Origin of the sequence: Haoranjiania flava (genome assembly GCF_025631005.1) — a bacterium.
Lineage (GTDB): Bacteria > Bacteroidota > Bacteroidia > Chitinophagales > Chitinophagaceae > Haoranjiania > Haoranjiania flava.
The window spans coordinates 12,649-28,947 of sequence record NZ_JAOTPL010000015.1 but is presented as its reverse complement, the minus strand read 5'-3'; the positions used below and the strand labels follow the sequence as shown (position 1 = coordinate 28,947).

At 42.2% G+C, this 16,299-nt stretch carries 12 protein-coding genes; 8 read left to right on the top strand and 4 right to left on the bottom strand.

What is annotated here, in order from left to right:
- Nucleotides 1–5: 5 nt before the first annotated feature.
- Nucleotides 6–2,339 carry a TonB-dependent receptor plug domain-containing protein gene (locus OD355_RS10245; protein WP_263038380.1) on the bottom strand — a complete coding sequence of 778 codons (2,334 nt, stop codon included), beginning with the start codon at nucleotides 2,337–2,339 and terminating at the stop codon, nucleotides 6–8.
- A 127-nt stretch (nucleotides 2,340–2,466) separates the two neighbouring features.
- Here OD355_RS10245 and OD355_RS10240 point away from each other — a divergent pair, with 127 nt between their 5' ends.
- The 5 genes from OD355_RS10240 (at nucleotide 2,467) to OD355_RS10220 (ending at nucleotide 7,755) form a co-directional block, all read left to right on the top strand.
- Nucleotides 2,467–3,129 carry a metal-dependent transcriptional regulator gene (locus OD355_RS10240; RefSeq protein WP_263038379.1) on the top strand — a complete coding sequence of 221 codons (663 nt, stop codon included), beginning with the start codon at nucleotides 2,467–2,469 and terminating at the stop codon, nucleotides 3,127–3,129.
- A 469-nt stretch (nucleotides 3,130–3,598) separates the two neighbouring features.
- The gene (locus OD355_RS10235; protein WP_263038378.1) at nucleotides 3,599–5,920 is read left to right on the top strand and encodes a TonB-dependent receptor; all 2,322 of its coding nucleotides are present in this window, start codon (nucleotides 3,599–3,601) and stop codon (nucleotides 5,918–5,920) included.
- Nucleotides 5,921–6,126: 206 nt separating this feature from the next.
- Entirely contained in the window at nucleotides 6,127–6,789 is a 663-nt protein-coding gene (locus OD355_RS10230; RefSeq protein ID WP_263038377.1) for a metal-dependent transcriptional regulator, read from the top strand.
- Between the two features lie 406 nt (nucleotides 6,790–7,195).
- The gene (locus OD355_RS10225) at nucleotides 7,196–7,441 is read left to right on the top strand and encodes an AbrB/MazE/SpoVT family DNA-binding domain-containing protein (protein ID WP_263038376.1); all 246 of its coding nucleotides are present in this window, start codon (nucleotides 7,196–7,198) and stop codon (nucleotides 7,439–7,441) included.
- Nucleotides 7,432–7,755 (top strand): type II toxin-antitoxin system PemK/MazF family toxin, encoded by a 324-nt coding sequence (locus tag OD355_RS10220; protein ID WP_263038375.1) that lies wholly within the window; start codon nucleotides 7,432–7,434, stop codon nucleotides 7,753–7,755. Before OD355_RS10225 ends, OD355_RS10220 begins: the two co-directional genes overlap by 10 nt.
- 402 nt (nucleotides 7,756–8,157) lie before the next feature.
- On the opposite strand, the gene OD355_RS10215 is transcribed toward OD355_RS10220, so the two are convergent.
- Together OD355_RS10215 and OD355_RS10210 are read right to left on the bottom strand one after the other, a co-directional pair.
- Complete coding sequence (locus OD355_RS10215; protein WP_263038374.1) at nucleotides 8,158–9,357, bottom strand: bifunctional 3,4-dihydroxy-2-butanone-4-phosphate synthase/GTP cyclohydrolase II; 1,200 nt, start codon at nucleotides 9,355–9,357, stop codon at nucleotides 8,158–8,160.
- A gap of 72 nt (nucleotides 9,358–9,429) precedes the next feature.
- Complete coding sequence (locus OD355_RS10210; RefSeq protein WP_263038373.1) at nucleotides 9,430–12,228, bottom strand: TolB family protein; 2,799 nt, start codon at nucleotides 12,226–12,228, stop codon at nucleotides 9,430–9,432.
- A gap of 124 nt (nucleotides 12,229–12,352) precedes the next feature.
- Between OD355_RS10210 and OD355_RS10205 the strand changes: the two genes are divergently transcribed.
- A complete protein-coding gene (locus tag OD355_RS10205; RefSeq protein WP_263038372.1) occupies nucleotides 12,353–13,810 on the top strand; it encodes an NADP-dependent isocitrate dehydrogenase in 1,458 nt (485 codons plus the stop codon).
- Nucleotides 13,811–13,938: 128 nt separating this feature from the next.
- Here OD355_RS10205 and rpe read toward each other — a convergent pair whose 3' ends face one another.
- The gene (gene rpe / locus OD355_RS10200; protein ID WP_263038371.1) at nucleotides 13,939–14,601 is read right to left on the bottom strand and encodes a ribulose-phosphate 3-epimerase; all 663 of its coding nucleotides are present in this window, start codon (nucleotides 14,599–14,601) and stop codon (nucleotides 13,939–13,941) included.
- Nucleotides 14,602–14,675: 74 nt separating this feature from the next.
- On the opposite strand from rpe, the gene OD355_RS10195 reads away from it, so the two are divergent.
- Nucleotides 14,676–15,269, top strand: a complete 594-nt coding sequence (locus OD355_RS10195; RefSeq protein WP_263038370.1) for a MarC family protein — start codon at nucleotides 14,676–14,678, stop codon at nucleotides 15,267–15,269.
- Between the two features lie 2 nt (nucleotides 15,270–15,271).
- A complete protein-coding gene (locus tag OD355_RS10190) occupies nucleotides 15,272–16,270 on the top strand; it encodes a homocysteine S-methyltransferase family protein (RefSeq protein WP_263038369.1) in 999 nt (332 codons plus the stop codon).
- Nucleotides 16,271–16,299 lie beyond the last annotated feature (29 nt).

Here is a 16,299-nt window from a genome sequence, read left to right as displayed (position 1 = left end):
ATCTGTTAAAAATTGTAACGTATGCCCACTAATCCGGTACGTCCCTGTTGAGGCGTGTAGTTGTACTCTGTATCAAACTGCAAGCCGCCGTATACATCCGGATTTGAGAGGTCGTTAAACGGATCTTTTACATTCACTAAAAGGTTCTTAGGTACATAATCAAAAATGTTGCGTACGCCTGCATAAAACTGCAGGCCGTTATTTAATCTGTAAGCCAGTTGCAGATTCATTTTAGTAAACCAGGGTGAGCGCTCCGGGCGCGGGTCTGTCACGCTACCTGTTTCATTGCCGCTGCCGTCGTAAGTCTTTATATTTCCCTGTGTTGGCAGCAGCATTGGGCCTTTCCATTCTCCTGTCAGGTCCACTGTAAATTTTTCTGTAAGATCATAACCGGCCGAGTAAACGCCCATCCATCTTGGTGAAAATTCAAAATCATTCCTTTCAGTGTTTTTCCCGGTTTTGTTTCCCTGTTCGTCTCTTTCATATTCAATCAACTGTGCCTTGTTATAAGATGCGCCTGCGGTGATCCGCAACGGGAATCGGAAATTTAACGCTATATCCAGCGAGGCGCCTATATTTTCTGCGTATTCGTCGCCGTCAACATTAAAATACGTCAATGTTCGTGCGGTCTCGTTCCTTACGGGGTATATTTTATTGAAGAAGTGCGTGTAGTAAGCGCCTAGCGAGTAGGTAAGGCCGATGTTTTCGGTTGCTACCCTTCCTTCATAATCCAGCGTGCCGCTCAGAGATTTTTCAGGCTTCAGGCTTTCACCGAAAACCGCCTTGTACTGGCCGCTCAAAGCTCTGTGATCTTCACTGAAAATATTTACAACACGGTAGCCTGTGCCCACACTTGCCCGGAAGGTGTTGTTGGTATTGGGTATATACTTAAAGGCTGCCCTTGGCGAATGCACCACATTTTTATGGCTTCCATTGGCTGACTCGGTTACATCATAATCGAAACGGTATCCCAACAGCAGGCTGGTTTTTTTCCCGGTTTTCCAAAGATCCTGAATAAAAACTCCCGGCATTTTTGTTACCAACGGAAAACTGCCGTTGGCGGAAGCAATGGTGTTATCTTTGAACCAGATATAGCGGTACGAGGCGCCGGCCAGCAGACTGTGATTACCAAATTCTCTATCCCAGTAGCCCTGCCCGAACAATGTTTTCTGATCTGCCACAAAGATCTCCGTACCGTAAGTGGAGTTCTGGTTGTGCTGGTTGTAAGATGCGTCAAAGGTTATGTTTTCTTCTATCGGGAGCCTGTATCTGCCCACTCCTTCGAAACGGCTGGTATATATAGATTCCTGGTACTTCATATCATCTGCAAAGGCAGCGCCGGGGTTAGCGCTCCTGACGTTGGCTTTCCATGCTTCTTTTTCAGCATCCTTTTCAAAACGAGGTACCCTAAAGCCTTTCGCGTATTTTGAATTGTAGATGGTATAGCCGTTGGGCAGCACAAAATCTGCGTTATAGCCCTCTGAAGTTGCATCATCGTCCAATTCATTAAAATCTACAAAACCTCTGTGTGCTTTATTCCAGCCCAGTTCACCTCCATAGCGGTCTTCATTATAATAGCGCAGCGAAATGCTGGCGTCTTTGTTGTATTTCTGTTTAAAATCCCATTTATTAAAAAGAGATATCCTTTTTTGCAGCGTTTTATCCATAAATCCGTCCTTGTCCTGGTCTTTGGGCGTATTGTAATAATAGCCGTCCACATTGAACAGCGTGGATACTTTATTGCTAAATTTCGTGCTGAAGCCTGTATTGCCCGTCAGCTCGCCCCAGGTAGAACCATTGTAGTCCAGGAAAAAGCGTGGCGACTGATCAGATTTCCTGGTAATAATATTGATAACTCCACCGATAGCCTCTGATCCGTAGAGCGAAGAGGCAGGCCCTTTTACAATTTCCACACGTTCTATAATCGTGTTGGGTATGCCGCTCAAGCCGTATACTGTGGAAAGAGAGCTTACGATTGGCATACCATCTATCAGCACCATTGAGTACGGGCCCTGCATGCCATTGATGCCTATATCGGATGTGTTGCACATATTGCAGTTCACCTGCGGATTAAGTCCGTTTACCAGGTAAAGAGCATCTAATACGTTGGGTGTTGAAGTTCTCCTGAAAAATTTTGAGGAAACAATGGTTACGGGTACAGGACTCTCCGATTTTCTTACTTCTTTAAGCGTTCCTGTAACCACCACTTCATCCAGCTGCGACTCTAAACCTGCCCGCAGGCTATCAGCACGCTGGTTGCCTGTCCTCTGCTGAGCCGGGCAGAAAAAAACAATAAAACTCATGCAAACTGTTAGCACACATATTTTTATATTTCTCATACTTATATTTTTTATTAGATCTGGTTTTTATTTTAATGCGCAAAAATATAAAGTTAGATTATTCTAACAAAATTAATTAGGCGTTATTTTGCTAAATACCACTACTATTTTTTTGTAAATTTGCTTGATGATCTCACAGACAGAAGAAAACTACCTGAAGGCATTATTCGCTTTAGTCAATACCAAAGGTGAAGCAAGCGTAAACGAACTGAGCAAGCAGTTGGGCATTAAAATGCCTACTGTAAACAGCATGATGAGGCGCATGGCAGGGAAAGGGCTTGTTCTCTACGAAAGTTATAAACCGCCTAAACTCACTGATAAAGGCAGGAAAGAAGCCGCATTGATCATACGCAAACACCGGCTTACGGAAATGTATCTTGTAGAAAAAATGGGGTTTGGCTGGGAAGAGGTGCATGATATTGCCGAACAGATAGAACATATACAATCTCCCCTGTTTTTTGAAAAGATGGATGAGCTTTTGGGATATCCTACAGTAGACCCGCATGGTTCACCAATCCCGGATTCGAGTGGAAATATGGTTTTTGAGCATTATATCAAGCTAAGCGATTGTAAGGCGGGTGACCGCGCCACCTTTATGGCAGTAGAGCATTCCTCTGAAGAGCTGCTACGTTTTTTGAATAGCCGAAAATTATTATTGGGAGCAGTTATCTCTGTGAAGTCTGTAGAACCCTTTGATAAAAGCATGACCGTATCGTATGCAAACAGGAAGATGGAAACATTCAGCCATAAGGTATGCGAAAAACTTCTTGTAGAACCTGAAAAAAAATAACTTTCCACGAGCATTGCCGCTATTGAAGTTTGCAGAATATAGCTGTAAAAAATGCGATATCTCTACAACAAAGGACGAGAAGAATAGTATTTTATTCTCTGCTGATATACGAAAGCCGTTGCAATTGCAGCGGCTTTTTTGGGTGGGTTAGAATTACTGGTTGTTTACAACATTAGTATTTTATGCAACCAAGCCAGCGCTTTCTACACCCTGTTTAGAAAAATGGCAAGCAATAAAGACATACACAATATTGTTTGAAGGCAACTGAGTAGTCTTACTTACGGCAATTCTCCGCCTAAATCTGCAAAGAAAATCACCTCCTTTTTAATGTAAGTACAACAAAGCCTTGATATAATTCTATTTTGTGTAAGAAACCATCTGATGAATTTTTATCAAAAAAAAAATAAATATACAACTATTTTGTTAGACAAGCAAAACTAATTAGTTTTGCGCAACTAAATTAAATGGAATGAATATAAAAATTGCACTTTTTACACTAATATTTACCTTGGTATTTCAAAATATAAATGCACAAACAGGTACGATAAAAGGAATTGTTACCAGAGATGGACAACCGGCTGAATTTGCCCAACTTTCTATTGCTACAACTAAGTACGGAGCAATTGCGAACAATCAAGGAAAATTTACCATTGATAAAATACCGTTTGGGAGTTATCAAATAACGGCTTATTATATTGGTTATGAAAAAATTACAAAAGAATTTACCATTGACGAAAATAAACCCGAAATCAATCTTGACTTCAATCTTACAGAACAAACAATGGAACTGGAAACTGTTGTTGTTACAGCAACAAAAACACCAAAACGTCAAACAAATTCTGCCATAATTGTCAATGTTATCAACAGCCAAACGCTTACTAATGTTCAAGCCTGTAATCTGTCGGAAGGATTAAAATTTCAACCCGGTTTAAGGGTTGAAACCGATTGTCAAACCTGTAATTATACACAATTGCGCATGAATGGTTTAGCAGGTGGTTATTCACAAATTTTAATCAATGGCCGGCCAATTTTCAGTCCGCTTACTGGTTTGTACGGTATGGAGCAATTGCCTGCCAATATGATTGACCGAATTGAAGTTGTTCGTGGTGGAGGGTCTTCGCTTTATGGTTCAAGCGCCATTGGCGGAACTGTGAATGTAATTACCAAAGTGCCAAAAAATAACAGTTATGAATTGGACTATACCTATCAGAATATTGACGGACAAACCAATGATAATACGGTTAGCGGAAACGCAACTTTAGTTTCTGAAAACAAAAATTCGGGCGTTTCATTTTTTATGAATCACCGGGAGCGTGGATTTTATGATGCTAATGGTGACAATTTCTCTGAAATCCCCACTATTAAAAATACTTCTATTGGAGCGAATCTATTTTTTCTTCCGAAGGAAAATCAAAAGGTAGAATTGAATATTAGCAACATTCACGAATATAGATTTGGTGGCGAAATGGTTAAGGACAAACCCGCTTATCTTGCCCAACAATCTGAAGAACGAACCCACGATGTCTGGATGGCAAGTGCAGATTATCAAATTAATTTCAACAATAACAACAGTTCATTAATTACCTATTTGGCTTGGCAAAATACCGACCGAAAACATTACACAGGCATTCAACCAGATCAAGGAACAACAGAATATGCCGAATTTGTAGCCAATCCGCCTTATGGTATATCTGCTGTAAGTACATATAACATTGGTACACAACTCAATCATAAAGTCAATAATTTTTTGAACGGGAAAAATGTGTTTACACTCGGGGCTGAATATGTATATGATGATGTGTTGGATGAAATTGCGGCTTATGAATATTTAATTGACCAAACTACTAAAGATTTTGGTATATTTCTCCAAAGTGATTGGGAGATTATTCCACAACTCAACTTACTTTCAGGAGTAAGAATGGACAAACATAATTTGGTGGATAAGGCTATTTTTAGTCCAAGAGCTTCCTTATTGTATAAATTAAAGGAAAATACACAATTTCGCTTTAGTTACGGCACAGGGTTTAGAGCACCACAAGCTTTTGACACTGATTTGCACATTGCTTTTGCAGGTGGTGGTGTTTCGAGAATTTCATTGTCGCCCGACCTTAAGCAAGAAAAATCACAAAGTTTAAGTACTTCCATTAATTACGACAAGCCTATGGAAAAATGGATAGCAGGTTTTACCATTGAAGGGTTCTACAATCGACTAAGAAATACTTTTCATTTACAACCCATCGGGCAAGACAAACACGGAGAGCTGTTTGAAAAACAAAATGGCGATGGAGCAACCGTACAAGGAATTACAGTAGAATTAAGAGCCAATTACAACCGAAAAATGCAGTTGGAGAGTGGCTTCACCATTCAATCCAGCAAATTCGACAGTCCCGTTGAATACATAGACGGTTTGGAAGGAATACGAGAATTTACCCGAGCACCAAACGACTATGGTTATGCGATTCTAACATTCACACCTAATAAAAAATGGAATGCTACGCTGAATTACCTTTACACAGGAAAAATGAAAATTCCACATTTTGCAGGGGCACCCAACCAAACTATAGACGAAATAATTACTTCTGATGCCTTTTCGGAAGTAAGTGCAAAAATTGGCTATACGTTGCCAATCGAAAAACTTGGAAATAACCTTGAACTTTATGGTGGAATAAAAAATATATTCAATGCTTACCAAGATAATTTTGATATTGGCAAAAATAGAGACAGTGGTTTCATATATGGTTCTGCTCAACCAAGAACATTTTATTTTGGAATAAAAATAAAATCGAAGTAAAAAGCACTGGCTACAACATGCGGCATATGCAATAGCGGGCTAAGTGTATTTTGAAGCACAAATATTTTATATCTCTCATGCTTATATTTTTTATTAGATCTGGTTTTTAATTTAATGCGGAAAAATATAAAGTTAGATTATTCTAACAAAATTAATTAGGCGTTATTTTGCTAAATACCACTACTATTTTTTTGTAAATTTGTTTGATGATCTCACAGACAGAAGAAAACTACCTGAAGGCATTATTCGCTTTAGTCAATACCAAAGGTGAAGCAAGCGTAAACGAACTGAGCAAGCAGTTAGGCATTAAAATGCCTACTGTAAACAGCATGATGAGGCGCATGGCAGGGAAAGGGCTTGTTCTCTACGAAAGTTACAAACCGCCTAAACTCACTGATAAAGGCAAGAAAGAAGCCGCATTGATCATACGCAAACACCGGCTTACGGAAATGTATCTTGTAGAAAAAATGGGGTTTGGCTGGGAAGAGGTGCATGATATTGCCGAACAGATAGAACATATACAATCTCCCCTGTTTTTTGAAAAGATGGATGAGCTTTTGGGATATCCTACAGTAGACCCGCATGGTTCACCAATCCCGGATTCGAGTGGAAATATGGTTTTTGAGCATTATATCAAGCTAAGCGATTGTAAGGCGGGTGAGCGCGCCACCTTTATGGCAGTAGAGCATTCCTCTGAAGAGCTGCTACGTTTTTTGAATAGCCGAAAATTATTATTGGGAGCAGTTATCTCTGTGAAGTCTGTAGAACCCTTTGATAAAAGCATGACCGTATCGTATGCAAACAGGAAGATGGAAATATTCAGCCATAAGGTATGCGAAAAACTTCTTGTAGAACCTGAAAAAAAATAACCTTCCACGAGCATTGCCGCTATTGAAGTTTGCAGAATATAGCTATGTAAAAAATGCGATATCTCTAAAACAAAGGACGAGAAGAATAGTATTTTATTCTCTGCTGATATACGAAAGCCGTTGCAATTGCAGCGGCTTTTTTGAGTGGGTACAGTATTACAGATCATCCAACGGACTTTTGATTTTCGATTTGGAAATATCGGTAATATGAGTATATATCGCTGTAGTTCTAACTGAACACTTCGTGCAGAATATGTACCGTCAAATTGCCTTTCAAAAAGAAATTCAGAGGGTTATATTTTGAATAATACTGCCGCAGCAACGGCAGCAACTTTTCCAATAAAATAAAAATTTGGATATTTTAAAAATAAAGTAATTACTTTGTAATAACTATTACACAAAGATTATGGAATTATCTGTTATAAATATCGGAAACTCTAAAGGGATCCGGCTTTCAAAAACAATTCTTGAAAAATATAATATTCAAGATAAAATAGAATTGATCCTGGAAAAGGACTTTATTGTTCTTAAACCAAAAACAGAGCCGAGAAAAGGTTGGGAAAAAGCATTCAAAAAAATGCACGAAAATAACGACGACCTGCTTTTGATTGATGATGTTTTTGAGGATGAAAATTTTGAAGAATGGAACTAAGCCAATATCAGGTCGTTTTAGTCAATCTCGATCCTACAATCGGCAGCGAGGTTAAGAAAACTCGCCCATGTGTAATTCTATCACCTGATGAAATGAACAAATTTCTGCGGACTGTTATTATTGCGCCCATTACGGGCACTTCCAAGAAATACCCGACACGAATAGAAATCAAAGGAAAAACCACGAAAGGATGGATCATGATTGACCAAATACGAACTGTTGATCGTAGAAGAATAACCAGGATTTTCGGCAGCTTATCTGAAAATGAAGTTTTGGAAGTAAAAAAAGTAATTCAAGAAGCTTTCATAGATTGAAAAACTTCGCATAAAATAATAGTATTTGCACAAGCAGGGTTGAGAGCAAAATAAGGCCTCTCCTATTTTATCGCTACTGCTTTTCCACTTCACCAGTTTTTGTAATTTAGGTTCGTGAAAAAAGCATCGCTACCTGCTGTTTAAGTTGAATTCTAACACCAGTTTGGCCTGCCTTCGCAAAGCCCTTTCCGTTTAGCTTCAATTATTTTGAAAGCAGAAATCACCCAAATAAAATTCAGCGGCAATACTTTAATTTGAAACTAAAAGAGAATAATATCTTTTCCCGGTTAATTTTTCAAAACCTTTCAAGGCACAACTAATATTACTTTTAATATGGCATCTTTTTCATGCAATACATAAAATGGCAAACCTGGAATTGCAAAAGCGAAATAAAGAATAGGTTTACTTCAGAATGTTATGCCCCAGCTTATCGCGTTTGGCGGCCAGGTACTTTTCGTTGTGGGGGTTTGGGCAAACTTCTACCGGCACAATTTCCAGAATTTCAATACCGTAGCCAAACAGGCCGGCACGTTTCCGCGGGTTATTGCTCATCAAGCGAAGCTTTGTAGCGCCTAACTGGCGTAGTATCTGCGCACCCACACCATAATCTCTTTCATCAGCTTTAAAGCCAAGTTGCAGGTTGGCATCCACGGTATCCAACCCTTCTTCCTGCAGTTTATAAGCGCGCAGTTTATTGAACAGGCCTATGCCCCTGCCTTCCTGGTTCATGTAAAGCACTATGCCCTTCCCTTCTCTTTCTACCTGCTCCATGGCGGCATGCAACTGGTCGCCGCAATCGCAGCGCAGGCTGCCGAGGATATCGCCGGTAAAACAACTGGAATGCACTCTTGTTAACACTGGTTCGCCTTCTTCCCACTCGCCCTTGATCAAAGCCATGTGTTCATTGCCCGTATTTTTTTCTTTAAAAGCAGCCAGTGTGAAATTTCCGTATTTAGTAGGCATCTGCACGCGGATGATTTCTTCCACCAGCGTTTCTTTCTTTAAACGATAGGCGATCAGGTCTTTGATGGAAATTATACGCAGATCGTATTTTTTAGCGATCTCCAGCAACTGTGGCAATCGAGCCATCGTACCGTCTTCATTCATGATCTCTACCAGTATGCCTGCAGGTGAAAAACCTGCCAGCCTTGCAAGGTCAACGGTGGCTTCTGTATGCCCCGCCCTTCTCAGAACGCCGCCCTTCTTGGCTTTCAGGGGGAAGATATGACCCGGCCTGCCAAAATCATAAGCTGTAATATTTTCATCCGTCAGCGCGCGGATGGTCATGGCGCGGTCGTAAGCAGAAATGCCCGTAGTACAGCCGTGGCCCAGGAGGTCAATGCTTACGGTAAACGGGGTTTCATGCAAAGCAGTATTGTCGGTTACCATCAGTGGCAGGTGCAATCTTTCCGCAATATCTTCAGTAATCGGTGCGCAGATCAGGCCGCGCCCTATTTTGCTCATAAAGTTTATCAGTTCAGGGGTTGCGTTCGCAGCAGCAGTAATAAAATCGCCTTCATTCTCACGGTCTTCATCATCTACCACAATTACCAGTTTGCCTTTTTGTATATCTTCTAAAGCAGCTTCTATTGTATCGAGCATTTCTCAGGTTTTAGGTTGCAAAATTAGGCTTTATTTTGCTTACAAAAAAGCAGCTGAAATACACGCGGCAAATCAATTGTAAAGATTTACAGGCAAAATTATTTCCCAGCGGTAATGATTTTTATTATTTGAAAAATGATGCAGCAAATAGCTGAAACGTACGCCAAAGCTCACAGGCAATTGATTCCACCAGTTCGTATCAAAGAAAAGTTCTGTACCAACCGACGCAAAGTTTTGCTGCACATTGTCTTTGTTAAAGGCAAGCGTATGATCGAAAAACAGATTATTGCGCAGCCTTTTCAGGTAGGCGATATTGCCAAAACCCAGTTCAGGATAGGCTATGGGAAAATGATAGTTCAGTCCATACTTTACCATTCCAGGGTAATGAAATGCAGGGTACCCCCTGGAAAAAGGAAACGTATTGCTGAAGGTATAGTTCCTGAGTGTATCCGATCGCTGTGCTGCGCCCGCAACCATGAAACTATGGCTGGCAGAGAGTCCCGGGAAGTACAGGCTTGCAGCCGCTGTCATTTGATAGGCATTGAAGCTGAGGATGGCTTTCCTGAAGTTCACCGAAAAGGCCTGTGCATAAGCCGGATAGATTTGTTGTAACCCCTTCTGTACCTGCTGTGTGTAGGCGATCCTGCCGGAAAAATAAATGATATTCTTATTTTGATAAAGGCCTTCGCCAGGTGTACGTGTATAAAAAACATGGTTGTTGTTAACGGATGAAGAAAGCGTGAGATAACGGTACATATTGCCGACCGAAAAATTCAGCGGAAGCTGCAGACCCGCACCAACATTGGCTTCGTTCCAGTTCAAGGGATGATAACTTGAATCTTTCAGTTGCAACATCATTTCTCTTTTGTATGTTCCCGAAGCGCTCAGGAAAGGTTGCAGGTACCAGCCGCCGTATATGGCATAGAGAGAAGCACGGTGAAACCTTTCCACACGGTTAAATGTATAACTTAGTTCTGCCAGAAAAGTATTTAACAGATTGCTGCTTAAAAATGTAAGTGTATAATCAGGATCAGTAAAGTACGGCTGCATACTGTGGAAATTTACCAGCCCGCCAGATGCTTTATAATCTTTTATGGTATAAGCATGGGCAGTGTCAGCAACCTTTGAAAGCATTGCCGATACAACGTTTGAATGTGGTTGATTGTACAGAAGCCGGAGCGTATCAGCGCTTGCATCATACACTTTCTGCCACTTGGGCGCAAATGTAGCCAGCCTGTACCCCTCGGCCGTGAATACCGAGGCGGTAAGGTTTTTATTGTTTACAAACGACTGGTAAATGCCTGTATGGTATGTTGCTAATTTATAGGTTTGTTTTTGAGAGAATACATACGCCATTGCTTCATCATATTGTGCAGAAGACCGGCTGTAGTACAGCGTATCGCCGGAAGCCACCGGATTGCCAATGAGTGTATTGGCAAATGGCGTAAGCGGTTCAAGCTTATCCGTATCCACATCAATCTGCACCAGGCGCATCCCGCCTTTTTTATTCCGCTCAATAGCAGCAATGGTGCTGTTGTTGATAAATTTGGGATAAGTGAAAATGTGATGTCTATTGGCCTGCAGCTTCTTGATCAGCTCCCCTTCGCCATCCAGCAAGACCAATGTGCCGTACTGAGCTGAAGATAATTCGGCAGCTACAATATTTTTTCCATCTGCGGAAATATCGGGCGTATAATACCTTTTTTTGCCGGTAATCTTTCTTTGTTTTTGAGAAGCAATATCCAGCAGCGTTATATCGCTGTATTCCCGTGATCCCCAGCGTTTGTCCGGGGTGTAAGAAGCATAGATGATCCTGCCGTTGTTGTAAGAAAAATAATCATCTACTGGTAAATGCTTCGCTGCAATTTTCTTATCAATACCATTTCTGCGTAAATAAAAAGCAGGCGCAGTTCGGTAGCTTTCTTTCAAAAACACTATACCGCCCTCGTTAGCCGGATATGGATATTTATAACTAACCACATTTTTTGGTGCAACGCTTGTTTCAAATACCGCACTGTCGCTATTGTCAACTTTCCATTGCTGTTGGTAAAAATCAAAAGCATCCTGCACAAACCGGGTAAATTTTACCCCGGCATATTTTTCAATATTTTTTTGCAACGGGTAGAGCAAAGGGTCAAACGCAGCAGCATGCCGGGTTACGTTTTGCCAGAAATCTTCACCGTATTTTTCATAGCCGTATGCCACCAGTAAATATCCCAAAGCATAATGATCAGGTACATAATCTTTGTATGAACCGTTGCGCAGTTTCATGTAGCTATACCTTTTTCCTCCATAATACAGCGACTTGAAACGGTTGTGGAATGCAGGTATCCGCCCCCTGCCCTGGGTGCTTAACCTTGTTTCGGCGTACACTGCATCTCCTTCAAAAAACCAGTCGGGAATCGATATTGCATTCGCCAAAGCCCTGCCGTTTTCACCAAACAAAAGCGACATGGCACGCGCGAGCCCTGTGTTGAAATAATTGTATTGCTGCACATGCCTGTACTCGTGCACCGTAAGCGTCTGCTCCCAGGGCAATGCCCCCAGGCTAAATACATCCACGGGAGGGGCCAGGTACAACTCACTCCTGAAAGGTCCTAAAGCCACGTAGCCATTGGAGTTGATGACTTCATCATGCAGGATCATACTGATCTTCTGACCTGCATGACCAAAGTTTTTACTAATGCTTTGCTGGTAATTTGCAATCGTGGCGATGCGTGCTGCAAGGCTGTCATGTTGCCCCGGGAATATCACCCGTACAATGCCGGTATCAATTTGTTTCCACTCCTTGCGCGCCGGGACAGCGCCGAATCGCTGGGCATGCACCAACTGCGCAAGCATTAAGCATATAAACAGCATGTAGTTTCTCATTCCCCGCAATTATTTTTTAAAGATAACAAAAGATTTTCTGTATGCATTTATTTAATACCTTCATAAAGCAGCTAAACATGAATAATTGATTAGATTTGTCTTACACCAAAATCAAAATTGAATAATGATAAAAATTGCAGTTGCCAATGGCGATGGTATTGGCCCTGAAATTATGGAAGCCGTTCTCACAATTTTCAAGGCGGCAGATGTACCGCTGTCTTACGAGTATGTAGATATGGGCAAATGGGTATTTGACAAAGGCTTCAGCAACGGCATGACCGATGAGGCAAAAGCAACCATTGAGGCACTGGGCATACTCTTCAAGGGCCCGATGGAAACGCCCAAAGGCAAAGGTGTAAAAAGCATCAACGTTACTGCAAGAAAAACCTGGAATACTTATGCCAACAAAAGAACCTTTCAGACATTGCACGGAGTTGATACCGTTTTCAGCAAGGCAGGCATACCGATAGACCTTACCATTGTACGCGAAAATATTGAAGATACCTATGGAGGCGTGGAACACATGCTGAGCAATGATGTGGCTATCAGCCGCAGGTTCATCACCCGGCCCGGCAGTGAACAGGTAATACGTTATGCGTTTGAAATGGCCAGGGAAAAGAAAGCAAAAAAAATTACCTGTGGGCATAAGGCAAACATCATGAAGCTAACCGATGGCATTTTCCTGAACACTTTTTATGAAATTGCCAAACAATACCCCGAACTGGAAGCCAATGATATCATTGTTGATGATTTGTGCATGAAGCTGGTGATGCGCCCGGGCATGTTTGATGTAATTGTGCTTACCAACCTGCAGGGCGATATTGTCAGCGACCTTTGTGCCGGGCTCGTGGGCGGGCTTGGCTTTGCGCCTTCTGCCAACATCGGCGATAACATCTGCATTTTTGAAGCCGTACACGGCACTGCGCCCGATATAGCGGGTAAAAATATTGCAAACCCTACCGCGCTGCTATTGAGCGGACTGGCTATGCTGCAACATTTGGGTTTGTATGGTAAAGCGGCACTTATTGAAAATGCTTTACTCTATACGCTTGAGCAGGGAAACCATACCGGCGATTTCGGCGATAAATCCATACCTGCCCTGAATACAACTCAATTTGCAGATGCCATTATTGCTAACTTCGGCAAGCAGCCTGCTTCGGGCGCGAGGCCGGAACTTGCAGATGTGCCGAAGGAACATAAAGTGGCTAAGATGGATATCAACCTGATGATGGACAATCCGGCTAAAGAAGAAGAAAAAATAGCCGGTGTTGATTTTTTCCTGATTACCAACCAGTTTCCCAACACCGTTGCGGAAAAATGCAAACAGGCGCTGGGTGAAAATAAACTGCATTTGATCAATATCAGCAACCGCGGCACACAGGTATGGCCTACAGGGTCTGTGTACACCAACCTGGTGGATTTGTATAATGTGCGCTTTGAAGCCGGCGATGGCGTGGAAGTAAAACAAGCAGACATTGTAGCCTTGTATGAAAAGATGACCTGCTATTTTGATGTGGCCACAGTAGAAGTGCTGCAGAAACACGGCGGTGAAAAAGCTTACAGCCTGGCACAAGGACAGTAATGGCTAAGAACTACAGTGGATACAGACAAAGCGGTGTCTTGATCAACAGGCAGCCCAGAGCCTGTTGTAAACGTATATTTTTAAAAACATTGCAAGTGACGCACCTCCGGCAACTTCAGTGCATTTCCTTAGATTATTTTTTCGCAGGCAGTTTTTAAATGATCAATGGCCTGTTGAGGATTTTTTGCATTAAACACACTGCTGCCTGCTACCAGCACATTTGCGCCTGCGGCTACGATCTGCGGGGCATTATCGAGGGTAACGCCGCCGTCAATTTCAATAAGGCAGGAAGGGTTCCTTTCTGCAATAAGCTGTTTAAGCTGTGCTATTTTATGAAGCGTATGCGCTATGAACTTCTGACCGCCAAAGCCGGGATTGACACTCATCAGGTTTACCAGGTCTACATCTGCAATGATATCTTCCAGGGAAGCAATAGGCGTATGCGGGTTTACGGCCACACCTGCCTTTATGCCCAGGTCTTTTATCTGCTGTATGTTCCTGTGCAGGTTTCTGCATGCTTCTATGTGCACGCTGATCACGTCTGCTCCTGCCTTGTGAAATGCAGCTACAAATTTTTCAGGTTCTTCTATCATCAGGTGCACATCACAGACCTTGGAAGTGGCCTTACGAATAAATTCCACAACCGGGATTCCGAAACTTATATTTGGCACGAACCTGCCGTCCATTACATCAAGGTGCAGCCATTCAGCTGCGCTGTTGTTTACCATATCTACTTCATCGGCAAGATGTAAAAAGTCTGAGGCCAGAAAGGACGGAGCTACAATTATCATTTCTACAAAATCATTTATGGCGCAAAGATAAACAACACAAAAAGATAATTGTATTTTTGCAAAAATTTTTATATATGAATTTCACTTTGGGGAACATGTTGTCTATTTCTTTTACACTTTTTGCCGTAATTGATGCTATGGGCTCCATACCGCTTTTCATTTCCATCAAAAGAAAAAGCGGGGGCGAGCTTGATGTAAAAAGGATTATATTTTTTTCCGGGCTGATCATGATCGCCTTTCTTTTCCTGGGATCTCAAATACTGAAAATGCTGGGCGTAGACGTGAAATCATTTGCCGTAGCCGGTTCTATAGTTTTATTTTTATTTGGCTTCGAAATGATTTCCGGCCATGAAGTATTCAAAGGCGACGGAGATAAAAGATTGGGCGCTATTGTGCCTATTGCCTTCCCGCTGATCGCCGGAAGCGCTACCCTTACTACCATCATTTCATTTAAAGCTATTTACAGCGAGCTGGAAATATTGGGCGGTATACTCATTAACCTCATCTTCGCCTACCTGGTACTCACCTCCCTTAAATGGTTTGAGAAAATGCTGGGACCGGGAGGCATTAACGCAGTCAGGAAGTTTTTTGGGGTGATACTGATCGCCATTGCCGTAAAGATGTTCGGCGAAAATATAGATGTTTTCAGCGCTTCATTCAATAAATAATTATGACAATACAAGATAGTTTACAAGAGCGGATACTTGTGATAGACGGCGCTATGGGCACCATGATACAACGATACAGGTTGACCGAAGAAGATTACCGCGGGGAAAGATTCAAAGACTGGGCTTACGACCTGAAAGGCAATAACGACCTGCTTTCCATAACCCAGCCGCAAATTATACAAAACATACATTTCGAATACCTGGAAGCAGGGGCAGACATTATTGAAACCAACACTTTCAGCAGCACATCCATTGCTCAGGCAGATTATCACATGGAAAGCCTGGCTTACGAACTCAATGTAGCAGCAGCAAGGAATGCAGCAAAGGCCATAGAAAAATATTATGCTGAGCATCCGGGATCGCCTAAAAAATTCATTGCCGGCTCTATAGGCCCGCTGAATAAAACCTTGTCGCTCTCCCCGGATGTAAACAACCCCGGCTTTCGGGCAGTAACGTTTGACGAGGTGGTAGATGCTTACTATGAACAGATACACGGCTTGTCTGACGGCGGTGTTGATCTGCTTTTAATAGAAACAATTTTTGATACGCTGAATGCCAAAGCGGCCATCTACGCAGTAAAAAAATATTTTGCCGACAACAATAAACCAGAATTGCCGGTAATGATCTCGGGCACCATCACAGATGCCAGCGGCAGAACACTGAGCGGGCAGACACTGGAAGCTTTCTATATTTCCATAGAACATGCCAACCCGTTGAGCGTGGGGTTGAACTGTGCACTTGGCGCAGCGGAAATGCGCCCGCATATAAAAGAACTGAGCAGTATAGCCGGCTGCTATACCTCGGCCTATCCGAATGCAGGCTTGCCGAATGCAATGGGTGAATATGATGAGCAGCCGGAAGAAACAGCGCATTTTATGGAAGACTGGGCAAAAGAAGGTTATGTAAACATCGTAGGCGGATGCTGCGGCACCACCCCCGAACACATCAGGAAAATGGCGGATGCTGTGAAGAATGTCTCTCCGCGTGTTATAAACCACTAGCACACAAAGTAAGCACAAAGAGCACTAAT